Raw genomic sequence first — 20,624 nt, forward strand, 5'->3', positions numbered from 1 at the left:
ACGTCGGCTTTTTGTTTCGTAATGCTTTCTTTGCAAACCTCTTACTCTGAAAATGGTTGCCAACCACCACTTAATTGATAATAATTATCATTACATTAAATGAGAGGTGGTTATGGACAACAAACGGGACATCTTCAACGCATTTTTTAAAGCACAAGATAGATTCCTTCTCGCCGTACCACACGGCTTTGAGCCAGACGTAATTCATGACTATATTCATTGGGGAATGGTGTTGTCTTCCTGCTATGAACACGATGCCGATGAAGAGAATCTATTGTTGTGTGAGCTGTTTTTGCGTCAGGTTTATTTCCATCTACTAGACGCAATTCAAGACTCCACCCGCAGTCGTATCTTCCGTCGTGTCTGTCTCGATTCTATCCATACGCCATTATTCTGTCTCAAACGCTATTACTATCAGTTTGAACAAGGCGACGTGAAATTTCTCGCATTACAACAACAATTACGCCTGATTCAAATCTCACTCGATTAACCAAAAGGATCCCTACCATGAACACCAAATTCCGCATAGAAACTGACAGTATGGGCGAAGTGAAAGTCCCAGCAGATGCACTCTACCAAGCCCAAACTCAGCGCGCCGTCGATAACTTCTCATTCAGTCAACATAAGATGCCATCTGGCTTCATCCAAGCGTTGGCACACATCAAGCAGACTGCGGCACTCACCAACGCACAATTGGGGCTGCTTGAAGGTGATATCGCTAATGCGATTGCTGACGCAGCTCAGGCGATTATCGAGGGCAATCATATTGAGCAATTTCCAATTGACGTATTTCAAACCGGTTCAGGCACCAGCTCAAATATGAATGCGAATGAAGTGATTGCAACACTGGCCTCCCAGCATCTAGGCGGCACTGTCAGCCCTAATGATCACGTCAACATGGGACAAAGCAGTAACGATGTGGTGCCAACCGCAATTCAAGTTAGCGCAGCATTAGCCATTGAAAAACAGCTCTTTCCGGCCTTGTCACACCTCAGCCAAGCACTAGAGTCTAAGCAGCAAGCACTGAAAGATGTTGTAAAAACCGGGCGCACTCACTTAATGGACGCGATGCCTATTACCTTTGCTCAAGAGCTTGGCGGTTGGCAGTTCCAAATCGAGCACGCAAAACAAGCGATTGAGCAAGCACTGCCAGCGGTAAAAGCCTTAGCCCAAGGTGGTACGGCGGTTGGAACGGGGATCAATGCCGATCCACGCTTTGCGGACTTATTCGCTAGCAACCTGACACAATCGACTCGTATTCAGTTCACAGCCAGTGATAATTTCTTTTTCAATTTAAGCAGCCAAGATGCGATCGTCGCCCTATCGGGACAGCTCAAAACAGCAGCAGTTGCGATCATGAAGATCGCAAACGATCTTCGTTGGATGAATTCAGGCCCATTGGCTGGTTTAGGTGAGATTGAATTACAAGGCTTGCAACCGGGTTCTTCCATCATGCCTGGCAAAGTAAACCCTGTGATCCCAGAAGCCGCAGCTATGGCATCAGCGCAAGTCATTGGTAATGACACCACTATTACCGTCGCGGGCCAAGCAGGCAACTTCCAACTAAACGTCATGCTACCTGTCATTGCTCATAATATATTGGAGAGCATCGAGTTGCTCGCTAACAGCGCAACGGCTTTAGCTGATAAAGCCATTGCAACATTCGAAGTTCGTCAAGATAACTTGGATGTAGCGCTCGCCAAAAACCCAATTTTGGTCACGGCCCTCAACCCGGTCATTGGCTACCTAAAAGCGGCAGAAGTCGCGAAAAAAGCCTATAAGCAGGGGCGTGCGATTATTGATGTCGCAGAAGAAGAAACCGATTTAGATAGAGCCACGCTAGAACGATTGCTTAATCCCGCAAAACTCACCCAAGGTGGTGTTGCGGAATAAGCGGCAAACTCAGCCTACAAACCAAAATAAGATTACAAACACAGAGACCTCCATTCGGAGGTCTCTTTTATAGCAACGCTAAAACACTCTAAATCTATGCGACGCGGTTGAGCACCGAACGCAATTTAAGCGGCTTAACTGGCTTCGCAATAAAGCTGAACCCATTTCCCTTGATGCCATCAAGCATATCATCGGTGCGATCCGCGCTGATGATGACACCTTCAAAGCAGCTGCCTAGTCTCAAGCGACATTGCTGTAGCACTTCCAAGCCAGTACGACCATCATCAAGTCGGTAATCGGAAAAAATCACGTCCGGAATCCAACCATCCTCGAGAGCTTGTAGACTTTCGACCAAATCGGTCGCCACTCGCGTATCGCAGCCCCATCGAGACAGTAAGTTTTCCATACCGACTAAAATATCGGGCTCATTATCCACACATAGAATTCTTAGATGACCAAGTTCAGACTGCTTACTTGTCGTGACTTGAACTGGGTGCGGCTGCACATGATCGGCTTTATCAATCGTGATAGAAAAGACACTGCCTTTCCCGACCCAAGAACGCATCGAAATTTCATGCCCGAGCACTTGAGCAATTCCCTTGGAAATCGCCAAACCAAGCCCGAGACCTTGGTCGGAACGAACTTGAGTTCCGCGATTAAACTCTTCAAAAATCTCTTGCTGCTTCTCTTCTTCAATACCTACACCGTTGTCCCACACATCAATACGCACTCGCCCTTTGACACGGCGAACACCGAGTGCGACTTTGCCATTCGGGTTATAACGAAACGCATTGGTCAGGAAGTTTTGTACCACACGGCGCAGCAGTTTGGGATCCGATTTAACCATGAGTGAGGATGGAATCATGGTGAATGCTATACCTTGTTGCTTGGCTAATGCGCTGAACTCCGCATTCAAATTCGACAACACATCGTTTAACGCAAAACCGTGCACATTGACTTCCAGCTTGCCCGACTCCAAGCGCGAGATATCCAGCAAATCTCCTATCAGGTCTTCGGCCGCCTCTAAAGCACTCTCAATGTGAGCCGACAGCTTTTTGGCTTCGCTGTCTTTGGCTACTTCCGACAATGAAGAAGCGAACAGGCGCGCAGCGTTGAGTGGCTGCATCAAGTCATGGCTTACTGCCGCCAAGAACCGTGATTTGGACTTCGATTCCAAATCGGAGCGTTGCGTCGCTGCCACCAGCTGCTTGTTAAGTTGTTCTAATTCCCGAGTCCGCAGACGCACCCTTTCTTCCAATGTCTCGTTGGCGTCTTTCAGCGCTTGCTCTGCATCACGGAATACGGTGATGTCGGTAAAGCTCATCACAAAGCCACCACCTGGCATTGGGTTACCTTGTACCTCAATCACGCGACCATCAGGACGAACCCGAGAAGAGGTGTGCCGAGTCCCTTGCTCAAGGTGATAAACGCGACGACGGACGTGGTCATCAGGATCGCCTGGTCCACATAAACCTTGCTCTGCATTGTGCCGAATCACATCCGCAATCGGTCGCCCAACTTGGATCAAGCCTGGCGGAAATTCAAAGAGTTCTAAGTAGCGTTGGTTCCAAGCCACCAAGCGTAATTGCTTGTCGACCACCGCAATACCTTGGCCGATATGTTCAATCGCCCCCTGAAGTAGGCCTCGGCTAAAATCGTACAGTTCAGAGGCTTCATCGACGATAGTCGCCACCTCTTCAAGCTGCATGTTTCTTCCTTGCAGGGCAGAGGTAAGTACTAACTTAGCAGAAGAAGCACCGAATACCCCGGCTAATACACGTTCGGTATGTCGAATCAGAGAAGATGGCGCTTGCTGATTCGGCATTAGCTCTTCTCGTTGCTGGCTCCAATACGCTTGAAAAGCCGCTTTTACTCGCGTTCGCCCAACAAACCTAGACGCTAACATTTCTAGTTCAGCAACCGTAACACGACTCTGGTATAGGCTCATGTTTTCGCTTTCAGGCAGTGGCGTACCAACGAATGACGCCGATTGTAAGCGCTCACTTAGGCTTGGTCGTGTAGTCATAGAAACCACGACAAAACACACTGCATTGGCGACCACGCTGAGGATCATCCCCCAATCTGAAATCGCAATGTCAAAGCCAGCCAATACCTCTGGTGGGGTGATCAACCAAATCAAAAAGTTGTTACTGGCATTCCCGGCAAGCATGTCCGTTTGGCTCATTAACGTAATCAGCCAAATGGTAAAGCCTACCGCCAAGCCAACATACACACCTTTCTTATTCCCTTGACGCCAGTACATACCGCCCACCAGCGCAGGCGCGAATTGCGTGATCGCCGCAAATGAGAGAAAGCCGATCGCTGAGAGTGAGTGAATGGTATCTAACGCTTGATAAAAACCCCAAGCGCCAATTAGTAGGACTAAAATCAGACCACGGCGGATCCGCAGTAATAATTCAGAGAAGTGATGATGGTTACGCTGCGTCAATCGCATGCGACGCAACAGTAGTGGCATAACCAAGTCGTTCGATACCATGATCGCTAAGGCAATCGTCGACACGATAACCATGCCACTGGCCGCCGAAGTGCCGCCTAAAAATGCAAGCAAAGCGATTTCACTCGCCCCTACCGACATCGGCACACTGATCACATAAGTATCAGGCGAAGCACCACTCAACAACCCTTGCCCTACCCACGCAATAGGTAAAACAAAAATCCCCATCAAGATCAGATAAATGGGAAACAACCAACGAGCAACATGCAAATCTTGCGCGCGTTCATTTTCCACTACCATCGTATGGAATTGTCGTGGAAGACAAACAATCGCCAGCATCGTGAGTACGGTATGAATCAATATGGTAGGGATGTTTGGTGACTGATACGTCTGTGTGGCAACGTCAACTAAGCTCAAATTCTCGGTGTTCATCGCCAACCAAACAATGAATACACCGACTACTAAAAACGCCAACAGTTTGATAATCGATTCGAAGGCAATCGCCATCATCATCCCACGATGGTGTTCCGTGTTATCAATGTGCCGGGTACCAAATAGCATGGTAAAAATTGCCAGTGCGACCACGACAAACCACGACACGCTATCGTTTTGATAACCAAAATCGGTAGCCAGTTCTGGGGCAATGATTTCTAGCCCCATGGTGATACCACGCAACTGCAAAGCGATGTACGGCAAAATTCCCGCAACCGCAATGAGTGTAACGACTACGGCCAAACCTTGAGATTTGCCGTAACGAGCTCCGATAAAATCAGCAATCGACGTGATGTGTTCCCGTTTAGCAATCAAAATAAGCCGAGCTAAAACGCGCCATCCGATGGTAAACACTAAAATGGGGGCAATATAGATGGGCAAGAAAGACCAAGGGTTAGTGCTGGCCTGCCCGACCGTGCCGTAGAAGGTCCACGATGTACAGTACACCGCAATGGAAAGGCTATAAATCCACGGCCGCCAGCGTGCTAACCACCTTTTCTGAATGTCGCCGTACCACGCGATGATAAATAAGGCTCCCAAATACGCCAAAGAAACGGGAACCACCAGCCATCCTTGCATCCGATATCCTTTCTTGCCTTTCTTGCCGTTTTAAAGCAAGAGAATAAAAAAACCTCTCCATTAGGGAGAGGTTTCATTTAACACTGCTTTCACAACGGAGACAAAGCTTAGTTTTTAACCTTTGTCACAGAAGTCTAATTCTGTGTTTCCAGTGACTTGTCTGATACATCGACCACATGATGTGGCTCTTGTGGTTCGAGCTTGATGAACAATGCCAATAAACCCATCGCGGCCATGCCCCAGAACACAAGTGGTCCCCAGTGCTCATAACCCCAACCGCTCAACACGGTCATCAGTGCGATGAATGCGCCTAGCGGAATCGCGTTATACAATGCTTGCAGCGCCACTATCTTATTCTCTTCCGAGTTTTGGATATATTGAATCGCAGCAATGTGTGCCGTTGCGAAGGTCACGCCATGCAATAATTGAACAATCACCAAAGCAACAATCGACGTTGTCGATGCCGTAATGCCCCAACGCATCATCACACCAACGGCAGCAACAACAAATAACGCACGCATTGACCAACCGACAAATAAACGCTTGCTCAGCGCAAACACTGCCACTTCGGCTGCAACACCCAAGCTCCACAGATAGCCAATCACATCTTCCGAATGACCTGCGGCTTTCCAGTGAATAGCGCTAAAACCGTAGTAAGCCGCATGACTGCCCTGAATTAATGACACCAACACTAAGAATTTAAGTATCGGCTTGTCTGTCAAAAGAGCACTCAGTTTTGGACGCTCCGCGCTTTGCCCACCAAGCGTAACGGGCATCGGGTTAGTCATACGCATTGAAAATAGCAACGAAACTAATACCCCGGCCATCGCCGTGTACAAGATCATATCAGAGCCAAATTCAGCCACCAGATAACCCACGGCCGTCGAACCCGCGATAAAGGCGATCGAGCCCCATAAGCGCGTACGGCCGTAGTCGAGCATTTTCAGACGAGCGTAGTAGTTTGCCATCGCATCCGATAATGGAACAATCGGTCCACAACAGAGGTTAAATAGCACCGTCGCTAACGCCATTAACCAAAAACTGCCACCTGTAAAAAAGTGAAATCCAACAAAAAGGAGGGCAGCGAAACTCAACCAACGTAAAGCAGGCATAAGGTGTTCAACTTTGTGCACTCGTGGGGTGATCACGATATTGGCGACACAACGTGTCGCAAGACCTAACCCAACTAGCAAACCGATGTCGGTCGAAGAGACACCTTGCTCCTTAAACCAAAGTGACCAAAATGGCAGATATACGCCATACGCAAAGAAGAATCCGAGAAAGTACTGGGAAATCCAGCCATACGGAGAAGGTTTCAACATTACTAATATCCTAAAACGGGAACATCAACGTTCGAACCGGGAATTATGGATCGCTATGCGTATTATAAAAAGGGAAGAATAGGCAACTTATCGTTTCCTCGATGGAATACTAACTTTGCGACATTGGCCATCTTAAAGCGAAATCATCGTGATTTAGACCAAAGTCGTCTGGCTTCCAGTAGGAAATTTGTCAGACTTAGAGAGTGTTCCTTCCATCATTGGGTGTTCTCATGCCTGACAAATTTAACATGCAATCTCCACCGTTCGACCGCTTAACCGAAGCACAACAGACACGACTGCGCTCGTCTCTGGACGTTGCCTACTATCGAGCTCGAGATGTTATTTTATCTTGCGGACAGAAAAACCCTCACTTGCACATTCTGATCAAAGGCGCGGTAGAAGAACGCTCCCAAGATCAGCAGGAAGTGTTCGCGCATTATGCCAACGACGATATGTTTGATGTGCGCTCATTACTTGAAGACAACGTACGTCATCAATACATCGCTCTTGAGGACACACTCTCCTATCTGCTGCCGAAAGACGTCTTTCTGGCGCTTTACAACGAGAATGGTCAGTTTGCGGCCTATTTCGATAACAATTTATCAAAGCGACAAGAGCTCATCGAAGCCGCTCACCAACAACAAAACTTGGCAGAGTTTATCCTCACCAAAGTGGACCGCAGCATTTATCACCCACCGATGATCCTTGAGCCAAATACGCCGATTAACGAGGTGACGCACACCCTAAAAGCAAATGGGATCGATGCAGCACTTGTCAAACTCAATGATGACGATCCGCGATTAGAAAAATGGCCTTCGGCTCATCCATACGCCATCGTGACGCGCACCAACATGCTGCACTCCGTGATGTTAGATGGCTGCGCACTCAATACCCCTGTCGGTGATATCGCCACCTTTCCTGTCTATCACGTTGATGATGGTGACTTTTTGTTCAATGCCATGATCACCATGACTCGAAATCGAATGAAGCGTCTCATGGTATGTGATGGCAACCAAGCCGTCGGCATGCTGGATATGACCCAAATTCTCAGCGCGTTCTCTACCCACTCTCACGTATTAACGCTCAGTATTGCCAGAGCAAGCAGTGTGGAAGAGCTCGCATTGGCCTCAAACCGCCAGCGTCAATTGGTCGAGAGTTTATTGAGAAACGGCATCCGCACTCGCTTTATCATGGAGCTGATTTCCGCCGTGAACGAGCAAATTATCGAAAAAGCGTTTGAGTTAGTGGTTCCACCTGCCTTGCACGATCATTGTTGCTTAATCGTGCTCGGCTCAGAAGGTCGAGGAGAACAAATTCTCAAGACAGACCAAGACAATGCTCTAATTATTCAAGATGGTTTGGAATGGCCTCATTGCGAACAAGTGATGCAATCCTTCACGCACACTCTACAACAGCTCGGTTATCCACTTTGCCCGGGTAAAGTCATGGTCAACAACCCGAAATGGGTCAAAACGCAGCAAGAGTGGATAAACACCTTAGACCGCTGGATAGCTAAAGCCGAACCACAACAAATCATGGACTTAGCCATTTTCAGTGACGCCCATGCTGTTGCGGGAAATCGCGAACTGCTGGCTCCAATCGCGACCCACCTTCGCGACACAATGAAAGATCGCATGTTGATACTGTCTGATTTTACTCGCCCTGCCTTGCAGTTTTCTGTGCCCCTAACTCTGTTTGGCAACGTAAAAAGTGCTAAGGATGGATTAGATATTAAACGCGGCGGCATTTTCCCAATTGTGCACGGCATTCGCACCTTGTCTTTGGAATATGCCATTGAGGAGAAGAACACATTTGAGCGCATTGATGCACTGAGAAATAAGCGCATCTTAGAGCCTGAAACGGCAGATAACCTCAACGAAGCACTGAAATTGTTCTTTAAGGTTCGCCTTAATCAACAACTCAAAAAGCAAGAAGCATTGAATAACATTGATATTAAACAACTGGATAGAACCGAGCGTGATTTACTTCGCCACAGCTTACATGTAGTGAAAAAATTTAAGCAATTTTTAGGCTTCCACTATCAAATTCGTGATTAACCATGATTTTCATAAATCATACAGAGGCGTAGGCAATGAACTGGTTACAACGCAAATACTGGCACTACAAACTGAAAGGCTCTCCTTATCAGTCGCTTTTTTGCACGCCCGATAAAACGGAATACGTTTCTCTCGACTGCGAAACCACCAGCCTTGATCCAAATCGCGCCGAGTTGGTGACCATTGCGGCCACGAAGATCATCGACAACCGCATCATCACTAGTCAACCATTTGAAGTCCGCTTACGCGCGCCGCAATCGCTCGATTCTGGCTCAGTCAAAATTCATCGAATTCGCCACCAAGACTTAGTCGACGGGATTAGCGAAAAAGAGGCGCTGCTCGAGCTGCTCGACTTCATCGGCAACCGACCACTTGTCGGTTATCACATTCGTTACGATAAAAAGATTTTAGACCTTGCTTGTCTGAGGCAACTTGGCTTCCCACTTCCTAACCCGCTCATCGAGGTCAGTCAGATTTATCACGACAAGCTGGAAAGACATTTGCCGAATGCCTATTTCGACTTAAGTCTGGATGCCATTTGTAAACACCTCGAACTTCCTATCCAAGATAAACACGACGCTTTACAAGATGCGATTTCTGCCGCTTTGGTCTTTGTTCGCTTAACGAAAGGCGATTTGCCCAACCTAACCGCGCCGTATACATAAAAATCAGTTGACCTAGCTCCCAGAAATACTTTTGTTTCAGCGATTTCACGGCGCTTCCTTCACTCTCATCCTAAAGTCTAATTGTGGAAATACGCGCAGTGACTGACAGTTATAAGCACAACGTCGTCATTACCACGACCAAGTTATTTAGAACCAAAAAACAGCCCTACAAAAACATATTCAAAATCTTATCTAGATTGGTGTAAGGCCGAGAAATAAGGCACAAGGAGAGAAGCCATGAGCGAAGCCCACGTTTATCCGGTAAAAGAAAATATTAAAACTCATACACACGCGGATAATGATACTTACTTAGCCATGTATCAGCAGTCGGTAACCGATCCAGAGGGCTTCTGGAACGAACACGGCAAAATCGTTGATTGGATCAAACCTTTCACCAAAGTAAAAAGCACCTCTTTCGATACTGGTCATGTCGACATTCGTTGGTTTGAAGACGGCACGCTGAACGTCTCGGCGAACTGTATTGACCGTCATCTCGCAGAACACGGGGATGACGTCGCAATCATCTGGGAAGGCGATGATCCAGCCGACGACAAAACACTCACTTTCAACGAACTGCACAAAGAAGTATGTAAGTTCTCCAACGCATTGAAAGAGCAAGGCGTACGTAAAGGCGACGTGGTGTGTTTATACATGCCAATGGTGCCAGAAGCCGCAGTGGCTATGCTCGCTTGTACCCGCATCGGTGCGGTTCATACCGTTGTATTTGGCGGTTTCTCACCAGAAGCTCTCTCTGGCCGTATCATCGACTCTGACGCTAAAGTCGTGATCACCGCTGATGAAGGCGTGCGCGGCGGGCGTGCCGTTCCACTGAAAAAGAACGTGGACGAAGCACTAACTAACCCAGACGTAAAAACCATCAATAAAGTGTTGGTGCTTAAACGTACAGGTGGTGATGTCGAATGGCATGAACACCGTGATGTTTGGTGGCACGAAGCAACAGCTAACATTTCTGACGTTTGCCCACCAGAAGAAATGAAAGCCGAAGATCCGCTCTTCATCCTTTACACTTCAGGTTCAACAGGCAAACCTAAAGGTGTACTACACACGACTGGTGGTTACCTCGTCTACGCGGCGATGACCTTTAAATATGTCTTCGATTATCAACCAGGTGAAACCTTCTGGTGTACCGCGGATGTGGGTTGGATTACCGGTCACACTTACCTAATCTACGGTCCACTTGCAAATGGGGCGAAGACCATCTTATTCGAAGGTGTACCAAACTACCCAAGCACAAGCCGAATGAGTGAAGTGGTTGATAAACACCAAGTCAACATTCTATACACCGCCCCAACCGCGATTCGTGCGCTAATGGCAAAAGGTGATGAAGCGGTTGCAGGCACATCTCGTTCAAGCCTGCGCATCATGGGCTCAGTGGGCGAACCAATCAACCCAGAGGCGTGGGAGTGGTACTACAAAACGATTGGTAACGAGAACTCACCTATCGTCGATACTTGGTGGCAAACGGAAACTGGCGGCATCTTGATTGCGCCACTACCAGGGGCAACCGATCTAAAACCAGGCTCTGCGACTCGCCCATTCTTCGGCGTCCAGCCTGCTCTTGTCGATAATATGGGCAACATTCTTGAAGATACCGTTGCTGAAGGTAACTTGGTTATCCTTGATTCTTGGCCAGGCCAGATGCGCACGGTTTACGGCGACCATGAGCGCTTTGAACAGACCTACTTCTCAACCTTTAAGGGTATGTACTTCACCAGTGATGGTGCGCGTCGTGACGAAGACGGCTACTACTGGATCACAGGACGTGTTGATGACGTACTAAACGTGTCGGGTCACCGTATGGGTACCGCTGAAATTGAATCAGCGCTAGTGGCGCACCACAAGATTGCAGAAGCGGCGATTGTTGGTATTCCACATGACATCAAAGGCCAAGCTATCTACGCTTACATTACACTGAACGATGGTGAATTCCCGTCAGCTGAGCTGCACAAAGAAGTTAAAGATTGGGTGCGTAAAGAGATTGGTCCAATCGCGACACCAGATGTACTGCACTGGACGGATTCCTTACCGAAGACTCGCTCTGGTAAGATCATGCGTCGAATCCTGCGTAAGATTGCAACGGGCGATACAAGCAACCTCGGAGACACGTCAACGCTTGCCGATCCGAGCGTGGTAGACAAACTCATCGCAGAGAAAGCAGAATTGGCATAAATTCAACCAACTGTTTTAAAAGCACTTTAAAAACCGCCATCACTCATGGCGGTTTTTTGCTTTTGCGCACAAATTAGCCACACAAAGAACATGGCAATTATGTTGTTTTTGTTAACTTGGTTACAGAAACGAAGGTGGCTATTAGGAGATTAGACCAGTAAATTGCTGCTAATTGCTATGAATTAGCTATAATCTTGGTCGATTTTTTAAAATTTGCTCGGTTTTAACAAAAAAATCGTGCTGAACTATCGTATATTTGGGAATATAAACGTTCCACTCACGATAAGGGAAGATAGCAACATAATGTCTGCAAAGTCACGGATTCTTGTTCTAAACGGACCAAATCTTAACCTATTGGGTCTGCGCGAACCGACACACTATGGTCACAGCACCTTAGCACAAGTTGTGGATGCTCTTACGAAGCAAGCTCATAACGCTGGGGTGGAACTGGAACACCTACAATCAAATCGTGAGTACGAACTGATTGAAGCCATTCATGCTGCTTATGGCAAGATTGACTTCATCATCATCAATCCAGCGGCTTTCACTCATACCAGTGTGGCACTGCGAGATGCATTACTTGGCGTCGCCATCCCATTTATTGAGGTGCACTTATCAAATGTGCACGCACGTGAACCATTTCGTCATCACTCTTATCTGTCAGATAAAGCAGAAGGCGTGATTTGCGGTTTGGGCGCACAAGGTTATGAATTCGCTCTGTCTGCCGCGATTAATAAGCTACAGGCAAAGTAACCCTAACACTCTGCAACCCCACGAGGGTTGTCTTAATCACAAGATAAAAGAGAAAGAAAAGATGGATATTCGTAAAATCAAGAAGCTAATTGAGTTAGTTGAAGAGTCTGGCATTGCTGAGCTAGAGATTTCTGAAGGTGAAGAGTCAGTACGCATCAGTCGTCACGGCACTGCAGCCCCTCAAGCACCAGTTCACTACGCAGCAGCTCCAGTAGCGGCACCTGCTCCAGCAGTAGCGGCACCAGTAGCAGAAGCGCCAGCAGCAGAAGCTCCAGCGACTGCAACGCCTGCAGGTCACCAAGTTCTTTCTCCAATGGTTGGTACTTTCTACCGTTCTCCAAGCCCAGACTCTAAAGCATTCGTAGAAGTGGGTCAGAAAGTAAATGCTGGCGATACGCTATGTATTGTTGAAGCAATGAAAATGATGAACCAAATCGAAGCGGACAAATCTGGCGTTGTTACAGCGATCCTAGCTGAAGACGGCCAACCAGTTGAATTCGACCAACCTCTTGTTGTAATCGAATAAGCGGGGCTTGCCTTATGCTAGACAAAGTAGTCATCGCGAACCGAGGTGAAATTGCACTTCGTATTCTTCGCGCTTGTAAAGAGTTAGGTATTAAGACCGTCGCTGTTCACTCGACAGCTGACCGCGATCTTAAGCACGTACTACTCGCAGACGAAACCGTATGTATCGGCCCTGCTCGTGGTATCGACAGCTACCTAAATATCCCACGAATTATTTCTGCAGCAGAAGTAACAGGAGCAGTTGCCATTCACCCTGGTTACGGCTTCTTGTCAGAAAACGCAGACTTCGCTGAGCAAGTTGAGCGCAGTGGTTTCATCTTCGTTGGTCCAAAAGCAGACACTATCCGCCTGATGGGTGACAAAGTGTCGGCGATCAACGCAATGAAGAAAGCTGGCGTTCCTTGTGTGCCTGGTTCTGACGGTCCTCTGGACAACGACGAAGAGAAAAACAAGGCGTTTGCTAAACGCATTGGTTATCCAGTCATCATCAAAGCGTCTGGTGGCGGCGGTGGCCGTGGTATGCGTGTCGTTCGCGCAGAAAAAGACCTAATCCAAGCGATTGCAATGACGCGCGCTGAAGCAAAAGCAGCGTTCAACAACGATATGGTTTACATGGAGAAATTCCTAGAAAACCCTCGTCACGTTGAAGTACAAGTTATCGCTGACGGTCAAGGCGGCGCAATCCACCTTGGTGAACGTGATTGTTCAATGCAACGTCGTCACCAAAAAGTAGTGGAAGAAGCTCCAGCACCAGGTATCACTGAAGAGATGCGTAAGTACATCGGTGAACGTTGTACTCGTGCATGTATCGAAATTGGCTACCGCGGCGCAGGTACGTTCGAATTCCTATACGAGAACGGTGAATTCTACTTCATCGAAATGAACACTCGTATTCAGGTAGAACACCCAGTAACAGAAATGGTTACCGGCATCGACCTAATCAAAGAACAGCTTCGCGTTGCGGCGGGTCAACCTCTGTCATTCACTCAAGATGACATTAAGATCCGTGGCCATGCGATTGAGTGCCGTATCAACGCAGAAGACCCAGAACGCTTCCTACCATCTCCAGGTAAGATAGAGCGTTTCCACGCGCCTGGTGGCATGGGTGTGCGTTGGGAATCACACATCTACTCTGGTTACACAGTACCGCCTCATTACGATTCAATGATTGGTAAGCTAATCACGTACGGTGAAAACCGTGATGTGGCGATTGCACGCATGAAGAATGCTCTGGGTGAGATGATCATCGAAGGCATCAAAACCAACGTGCCACTGCAATTCTCCATTATGAATGACGAAAACTTCCAGCATGGTGGTGCAAACATCCACTACCTAGAGAAGAAGCTCGGCTTACAATAAGCCTTAGCTAACGTCTTACAAAATGCCCACACCCGTGGGCATTTTTGTTTTGTATGGACTCTAAGCATTCAACAAATACGTAGGCTTATTTGGGTATATACTCAAACAAATCGTAGAGTTCTGGTAAACTCTGCGCCACTTCATTCACTTTAAGAGCAAAAACCAATGCCTTGGATTCAAATCAAACTCAACGCGACCAACGAAAACGCTGAGCAAATCGGCGATATGCTAATGGAAGAGACTGGCGCGCTGTCTGTTACATTCTTAGACGCGCAGGATACACCTGTATTCGAACCTCTACCTGGCGAAACTCGCTTATGGGGCGATACTGACATTCTGGCACTGTACGATGCAGAAGCAGACACCAACTTCATCATCGACCAAATTAAAGCGAGCAATATGCTGGCTGACAATTTTGCTTACAAAGTAGAACAGCTTGAAGATAAAGACTGGGAACGCGAATGGATGGAAAACTTCCACCCAATGAAATTTGGTGAACGCCTATGGATTTGTCCAAGCTGGCGCGACATTCCAGATCCTGACGCTGTTAATGTTATGTTGGATCCTGGCCTTGCATTCGGTACGGGTACTCACCCTACAACAGCACTTTGTCTTGAGTGGCTAGAAAGCATGGACTTAAGCGGTAAGACCGTTATCGACTTCGGTTGTGGCTCTGGCATTCTGGCGATCGCGGCGATCAAACTGGGCGCTGAAAAAGTGATAGGGATCGACATTGATCCTCAAGCACTGCTTGCTTCGAAAGACAACGCAGAGCGTAACGGCGTTGCCGACAAACTAGAAGTTTACCTTCCTCAAAACCAACCAGAAGGTCTGATTGCAGACGTGGTTGTTGCTAACATTCTTGCTGGCCCACTGCGTGAACTTGCACCAATCATTAAAGGCCTAGTTAAACCAAATGGCAACCTCGCTATGTCCGGCGTATTAGACACCCAAGCCGAAGATGTTGCGAATTATTACCGTGACGAGCTTCACATTGACCCGATTGTTGAGCAAAGCGAATGGTGTCGCATCTCTGGTCGTAAGCAAGGCTAGACAAGGTTTTCAGAGCTAATTGTTTGAAATTCATACAATTTACAAAAACAATTTGTAAATGCTCAAATATTAGTCTTTTCACGCAGTGAAAAAATGCGTAAAATGCGCGCCCTTGCTGGTACAGAACTGTGATGACGTTTTGAAAATCGGAAACTATCAACTTAAGAACAATCTAATCGTAGCCCCTATGGCTGGTGTAACGGATAGACCGTTTCGCGAGTTGTGTCTTCGTTATGGTGCGGGAATGGCCGTCAGTGAAATGATGTCTGCTAACCCAAAACTATGGGGAACGTCAAAGTCGAAACAGCGCATGGTACACGAGGGCGAATCGGGCATTCGCTCTGTACAGATTGCGGGTTCCGATCCACAGCTTATGGCGGACGCAGCTCAATTCAGTGTTGAGAACGGTGCACAAATCATCGACATCAACATGGGCTGCCCGGCAAAAAAAGTGAATAAGAAGCTAGCGGGCTCTGCTCTGCTTCAATACCCAAACATTATCGAAGAGATTTTGAAAGCGGTCGTGAATGCAGTGGACGTTCCTGTAACGTTAAAGACTCGAACTGGCTGGGATACAGACAACAAGAACTGTGTCCAGATCGCTAAATTAGCCGAAAACTGCGGCATACAAGCTCTTGCTCTGCATGGCAGAACGAAAGCATGTATGTACAAAGGTGAGGCCGAATATGACAGCATTAAAGCGGTAAAAGAGGCGATTTCAATTCCGGTTATCGCGAACGGTGATATCGATAGCCCGGAGAAAGCCAAATTTGTACTGGAGTACACCGGTGCGGACGCTTTAATGATTGGACGCCCTGCCCAGGGTCGTCCTTGGATTTTCCAGGAAATCCATCACTATTTGGAAAACGGCACCACAATGGAGGAGCTTCCAACTGAGGAAGTGAAAACCATTATGCTTGGTCATGTAAATGCTCTGCATGAATTTTATGGGGAGTTCTTAGGTCCACGTATCGCGCGCAAGCACGTTGGGTGGTACCTGAAAGAGCATGAACAGGCAAGTGAGTTTCGCCGTACCTTCAACGCTATCGACGCAGCTCCGCTGCAAATTGAGGCGTTAGAAGGTTATTTTGATAACGTTGCATCATAATTAAGAGAAGAGCTAGACCGAATATGTTCGAACAAAATCTGACTTCAGAAGCATTAACAGTAACTACAGTAACGTCACAAGACCAGATTACTCAGAAGCCTTTACGTGACTCTGTTAAAGCGTCTCTTAAAAACTACCTTGCTCAACTAAACGGCCAGGAAGTAACAGAACTATACGAATTAGTTCTAGCTGAAGTTGAACAGCCACTACTAGATACCATCATGCAGTACACTCGCGGTAACCAAACTCGCGCGGCAACTATGATGGGTATCAACCGCGGTACTCTTCGCAAAAAACTTAAGAAATACGGCATGAACTAAGACCGGCTTTCAAAAAGTATTTGGAACAAGCCGTTACCTTTTTAGGTAACGGCTTTTCTTTATCTACTAAAACACTACGAATAACGCTCACTTTGTTCAGCATTACCAACTGGCTTTAAGATAACTACCGCTGAGCCAAACAATAACAAAGCCACGACAGCGACCCATTCACTACCTACAGAATAAGCAAAGCCCGCCAAGGCAGACCAAATCGCGACACCAAAGTGCATCATACTCATTCCAGAAGACATCAGCACACCTCGATGTTCATCAGATAAGCTTGCTATATGTGCTTGTAACGCCGGAGAGCCTACCCCTCCAGCAAGAGACCAGAGCACTAGAGCTGGAAGATAAGCGGTCACCGTACTCATCTCATTTGAGAACACCCATGCACTGCAAGGTATGCACACCATTAAAGCCACTCGCATAACGGCTCGAGAGCTACCAAGCCAACGGCAAGCTCTCCCCACGCACATATTTCCAACCACACTCACGATCCCTAGAGCAGCATAAATAGCGCCCACCCAACCGAGCGCCAACTCGCTGGTATCTCGAATATGAAGGCCTATCAGGTTAAATACACCAATACCTCCCCCTAGGCCTAAACACATCGCTAGAATAGCCCTCAACGCGCCTGGAAGATGAATGACGTCTGTGATAGGTGGCAGAGTATCTGACTTCTTGGACTCATTATGCTTGTTGTTCATGAACACTACGCTCATGGCACCGACAAGAAGAGCCGCAACGCCCAAAATAATAAAAGCGGCACGCCATGATAAAAGCTGGGTCAGCAATGCTCCGATCGCTGGGCTGGTTATCATACCCAGCGTTAATCCCGCCTGAACCATCACAATTTGACGCATCGCTCTATTACCCTTCGCGTCTCCCGCCAACGCAAATGCAATTGGCAACATGCCTGCACTTGCAATACCTGTGATCACTCGACTTGCAATCGCAAGTTCAAAATCATGAACTATGCCCGTCGTAATAGACGCAACCCCAAATACGAAGCAAGCAGGCAACATGATACGAATACGCCCAACCCGGTCTGATAAACGTCCCAGGTAAGGAGCGCAAATTGCTATAGCTAAACTATATGCCGTAATAAATAACGTAACCTGACTCGGTTGAACACTTAAATCATTTCCGATAGGTTCAAGAATAGATCCAAGCATCAACTCATCAGCACCAACAAGAAAAGCAACAAGAAATAGGATCATGGACTGCATCATAGCGCCACCTCCTGTTCTGTTTCCGATTCAGCATAAGTGAGCAACGAAATATCTAAAACTCTATCAGGCCAAGATTGTAAAAACGCCTTCTCATGAGATACCACAATCACACTACCAGAAAAGCGCTGGAGAGCCTCTTTAAGCGCATTTTTACTGCTGCTATCCAAATGTGTCGTTGGCTCGTCCAACAGCAAAACATTGCATTTCTGGACTGATAAACAACAAAGTTTCACGCGAGTTTGCTCACCTCCACTTAATGTATCTAGGTGGCGCTGCGTCTTATCTCCGGTGACACCAAAGCGAGCTAATAGCTTGCGTGATTCTTTGCTTGATATCGTTGGATCACAAGAGCATAGCTCCTGCTCAGGCGTGTGCTGAGGGTGACGCCAAGACAAATCTTGAGAAAAATACCCAATCATTGCACCTTTTGCCAATACCACCTCACCAGAGAGCGGCTCGATCTCCCCCATAAGGGTTTTAAGCAAAGTCGACTTACCTACGCCGTTAAAACCAGAAACGACCAACTTCTCCCCGCTCGCTAACGTGATATCAAGCGCAGGAAGCAGAGGCTGCTGATAACCTATCTTCAACGCTTTTGCGTCAATCACATACTGTTGCCCAATAGGCTGGTGAGCAAAGTCAAACATCGATACTTTCTCTATATGATTCAGTTGAATACGTTCGATTTTATCCAGTTTTTTCTTGCGTCCCTTAGCAAGACTCGCGTTAACTCCAGCGCCATTTTTGGCAATAAATTGCTCTAACTTTCGAATTTCATTTTGCTGAGCCTTATATTGCTTTTCTAACAAAGCACCGTCGTGATGCTTTTGCTGCATTGCTTTGACATAAGTGCCGCTGTATTTTCGGACCGTTTGATAATCAATATCACAAATACTGGTCGCTACTTGATTAAGGAAGTCAATATCATGAGAAACCAGTAAAACAGTGCCAGTGTAATCGTTGAGAAACGTGACCAACCATTCAATGTACAGAGCATCAAGATAGTTTGTCGGCTCGTCGAGAATTAACACATCGGGGTTGCGGAGTAACAACCTCCCTAAAAGGACCTTGTGTCTTTGACCCCCACTTAGCGAGACAAGCGGTGTATCTAAGCCAAATTGATAAATGCCAAGACCTACAGCAACTTGTTCAATTTTGGTATCAATTGCATAGAAGTCTTCATCTTCTAAATATGCCTGTAGTCGGGCGACTTGGCTTAAAAGAGATGTAGAGTGAGACTCGGTCATCGCCTGATACAAAGTCCAAAGCTTCTGCTCGGCAGCGTATAAGTTCTCAAAAGCACTCTTTAAGCATTCATAAACCGTCAACGTATTATCCATCTTAAAATGTTGCTCTAAATACCCCACCTCAAGGTTTGGTAACCAGTCAATGCTGCCCTTATCTGCAGATAATTCACCGATAAGCAGTTTTAATAAGGTGCTTTTTCCAACGCCATTCGCTCCAGTGATACCTATTTTCTCTCCCACGTTAATTCGAAATGTCACGTTGTTATATAAACTCTTATCAGCGATCTGATAAGACAAATTTTTAACTTGTAAAATACTCATGTTTTTAACCAAATAAAAAGGGCCGGTGATCAATACCGGCCCTTATTTCAATACTGGATAATGCTTTGTAGCTGCTTAACAGATACAAAAAGGCCGATGATGAAATATCACCGGCCATCTCTTCTCTTTTATCAGGTGTACAAACGCCTGCGTATAACTTCAGCGAAGTTACTCACGCATAAACACCTGATGAAGATTAATTTAAGACTCCGAGCAACACTTCATCGCGTTTTTTGCACGGAGTTCAGCCTTCTTACAAAGCTTTTAAACAAGAGATATAACATGGTTTACTGTCGAAAAAACATTCGATGTGAAGCGTACACCTTTAGAATAAAAAGTACCAGATAATTATTAAAAACTATCGTGACTTAGACGAAGATCCACTGAAAGAAGATCTTTCCTCAGTCAATGAGCCAGGTGAACGACTTACTCAGCAAGCACAGCTATGAGAGCAGATCTACCGCTCACGTTATACGTACGTAGTGGTGGCTTTGTAGGTTGGAGAGGGTTAGAGGGAAGAAGTAGCGAATATCCTTTAAGACACTGGCTTAAATAGATCTACAAAACAAAATCCATGTTCGGAAAGTTTTAAATGCGCTGAGCTTATTTTAATGAGCGCCGGTGGCTAAATCACAACATCTAAAGCAAAGAAATCATCCCTGAAAATAACATAACCTAGTGAATAAACTTTCCAGGTAATAATAAAGGAAGCTTTGGTAAGTAAGCACAGGGGCTCAAAACTAGCCCTCGAGACTGGGACCCGGTTCAGTAGAAACAGCACAGAGTTGTGAATCAACTCGTCATGATAGGGCTTAGAAAGCATAGCGAAGAGGGAAGCCTACCTCTCGATGCAAGGTTTCAATATGGAAATGCGGTTAAGGGAAGTCGGGTAACCAAAACGAAAAAAACCCCAGTCTTTCGACTGGGGCTTAATATAAGTGGCGGAGTGGACGGGACTCGAACCCGCGACCCCCGGCGTGACAGGCCGGTATTCTAACCAACTGAACTACCACTCCGCAGTGGTATCACTCGCTTGTAATCAGCAAGTGTCCA

15 protein-coding genes and 1 tRNA gene are annotated in these 20,624 nt (G+C 46.8%); 11 read left to right on the forward strand and 5 right to left on the reverse strand.

Translation table 11 applies throughout. From position 1 onward, the window contains the following. Positions 1–112: 112 nt before the first annotated feature. Positions 113–490: a hypothetical protein gene (locus L3V27_RS20745; RefSeq protein WP_237312645.1), complete on the forward strand. Its 378-nt coding sequence runs from the start codon at positions 113–115 to the stop codon at positions 488–490. Between the two features lie 17 nt (positions 491–507). Continuing rightward, the gene (locus tag L3V27_RS20750; RefSeq protein WP_237312646.1) at positions 508–1,893 is read left to right on the forward strand and encodes a class II fumarate hydratase; all 1,386 of its coding nucleotides are present in this window, start codon (positions 508–510) and stop codon (positions 1,891–1,893) included. 94 nt (positions 1,894–1,987) lie between these two features. Here L3V27_RS20750 and L3V27_RS20755 read toward each other — a convergent pair whose 3' ends face one another. Next, a complete protein-coding gene (locus L3V27_RS20755) occupies positions 1,988–5,419 on the reverse strand; it encodes a PAS-domain containing protein (protein ID WP_237312648.1) in 3,432 nt (1,143 codons plus the stop codon). Between the two features lie 134 nt (positions 5,420–5,553). After that, positions 5,554–6,741 (reverse strand): 3-phenylpropionate MFS transporter, encoded by a 1,188-nt coding sequence (locus L3V27_RS20760; RefSeq protein ID WP_005397849.1) that lies wholly within the window; start codon positions 6,739–6,741, stop codon positions 5,554–5,556. Positions 6,742–6,971: 230 nt separating this feature from the next. Here L3V27_RS20760 and L3V27_RS20765 point away from each other — a divergent pair, with 230 nt between their 5' ends. The 9 genes from L3V27_RS20765 to fis all read left to right on the forward strand — a co-directional run bounded on the left by L3V27_RS20765 (position 6,972) and on the right by fis (position 16,771). Continuing rightward, positions 6,972–8,798, forward strand: coding sequence for a DUF294 nucleotidyltransferase-like domain-containing protein (locus L3V27_RS20765; RefSeq protein ID WP_237312650.1), 1,827 nt, complete (start codon positions 6,972–6,974; stop codon positions 8,796–8,798). Positions 8,799–8,833: 35 nt separating this feature from the next. Further along, positions 8,834–9,463 carry a 3'-5' exonuclease gene (locus L3V27_RS20770; protein ID WP_005382363.1) on the forward strand — a complete coding sequence of 210 codons (630 nt, stop codon included), beginning with the start codon at positions 8,834–8,836 and terminating at the stop codon, positions 9,461–9,463. 237 nt (positions 9,464–9,700) lie between these two features. Then, complete coding sequence (gene acs / locus L3V27_RS20775; protein WP_237312652.1) at positions 9,701–11,653, forward strand: acetate--CoA ligase; 1,953 nt, start codon at positions 9,701–9,703, stop codon at positions 11,651–11,653. 303 nt (positions 11,654–11,956) lie between these two features. Further along, positions 11,957–12,406, forward strand: a complete 450-nt coding sequence (aroQ, locus tag L3V27_RS20780; protein ID WP_005397842.1) for a type II 3-dehydroquinate dehydratase — start codon at positions 11,957–11,959, stop codon at positions 12,404–12,406. A 61-nt stretch (positions 12,407–12,467) separates the two neighbouring features. Further along, positions 12,468–12,932: an acetyl-CoA carboxylase biotin carboxyl carrier protein gene (gene accB, locus L3V27_RS20785; protein ID WP_237312654.1), complete on the forward strand. Its 465-nt coding sequence runs from the start codon at positions 12,468–12,470 to the stop codon at positions 12,930–12,932. Between the two features lie 14 nt (positions 12,933–12,946). After that, positions 12,947–14,290, forward strand: coding sequence for an acetyl-CoA carboxylase biotin carboxylase subunit (gene accC, locus L3V27_RS20790; RefSeq protein ID WP_005397839.1), 1,344 nt, complete (start codon positions 12,947–12,949; stop codon positions 14,288–14,290). Positions 14,291–14,455: 165 nt separating this feature from the next. Next, complete coding sequence (gene prmA, locus L3V27_RS20795) at positions 14,456–15,343, forward strand: 50S ribosomal protein L11 methyltransferase (protein WP_085344392.1); 888 nt, start codon at positions 14,456–14,458, stop codon at positions 15,341–15,343. Positions 15,344–15,482: 139 nt separating this feature from the next. Continuing rightward, positions 15,483–16,451, forward strand: a complete 969-nt coding sequence (dusB, locus tag L3V27_RS20800; RefSeq protein ID WP_005382505.1) for a tRNA dihydrouridine synthase DusB — start codon at positions 15,483–15,485, stop codon at positions 16,449–16,451. A 23-nt stretch (positions 16,452–16,474) separates the two neighbouring features. Then, positions 16,475–16,771, forward strand: coding sequence for a DNA-binding transcriptional regulator Fis (gene fis, locus L3V27_RS20805; protein WP_000462885.1), 297 nt, complete (start codon positions 16,475–16,477; stop codon positions 16,769–16,771). Positions 16,772–16,845: 74 nt separating this feature from the next. Here fis and L3V27_RS20810 read toward each other — a convergent pair whose 3' ends face one another. The 3 genes from L3V27_RS20810 to L3V27_RS20820 all read right to left on the reverse strand — a co-directional run bounded on the left by L3V27_RS20810 (position 16,846) and on the right by L3V27_RS20820 (position 20,587). Further along, the gene (locus L3V27_RS20810; protein ID WP_176320518.1) at positions 16,846–18,003 is read right to left on the reverse strand and encodes an MFS transporter; all 1,158 of its coding nucleotides are present in this window, start codon (positions 18,001–18,003) and stop codon (positions 16,846–16,848) included. Beyond that, positions 18,000–19,571 carry an ABC-F family ATP-binding cassette domain-containing protein gene (locus L3V27_RS20815; protein ID WP_237312656.1) on the reverse strand — a complete coding sequence of 524 codons (1,572 nt, stop codon included), beginning with the start codon at positions 19,569–19,571 and terminating at the stop codon, positions 18,000–18,002. The genes L3V27_RS20810 and L3V27_RS20815 overlap by 4 nt, the downstream gene beginning before the upstream one ends. A gap of 939 nt (positions 19,572–20,510) precedes the next feature. Next, a tRNA-Asp gene (locus L3V27_RS20820) sits at positions 20,511–20,587 on the reverse strand. Positions 20,588–20,624 lie beyond the last annotated feature (37 nt).

This window comes from Vibrio sp. J2-3(2022), assembly GCF_021725735.1.
GTDB lineage: Bacteria > Pseudomonadota > Gammaproteobacteria > Enterobacterales > Vibrionaceae > Vibrio > Vibrio diabolicus.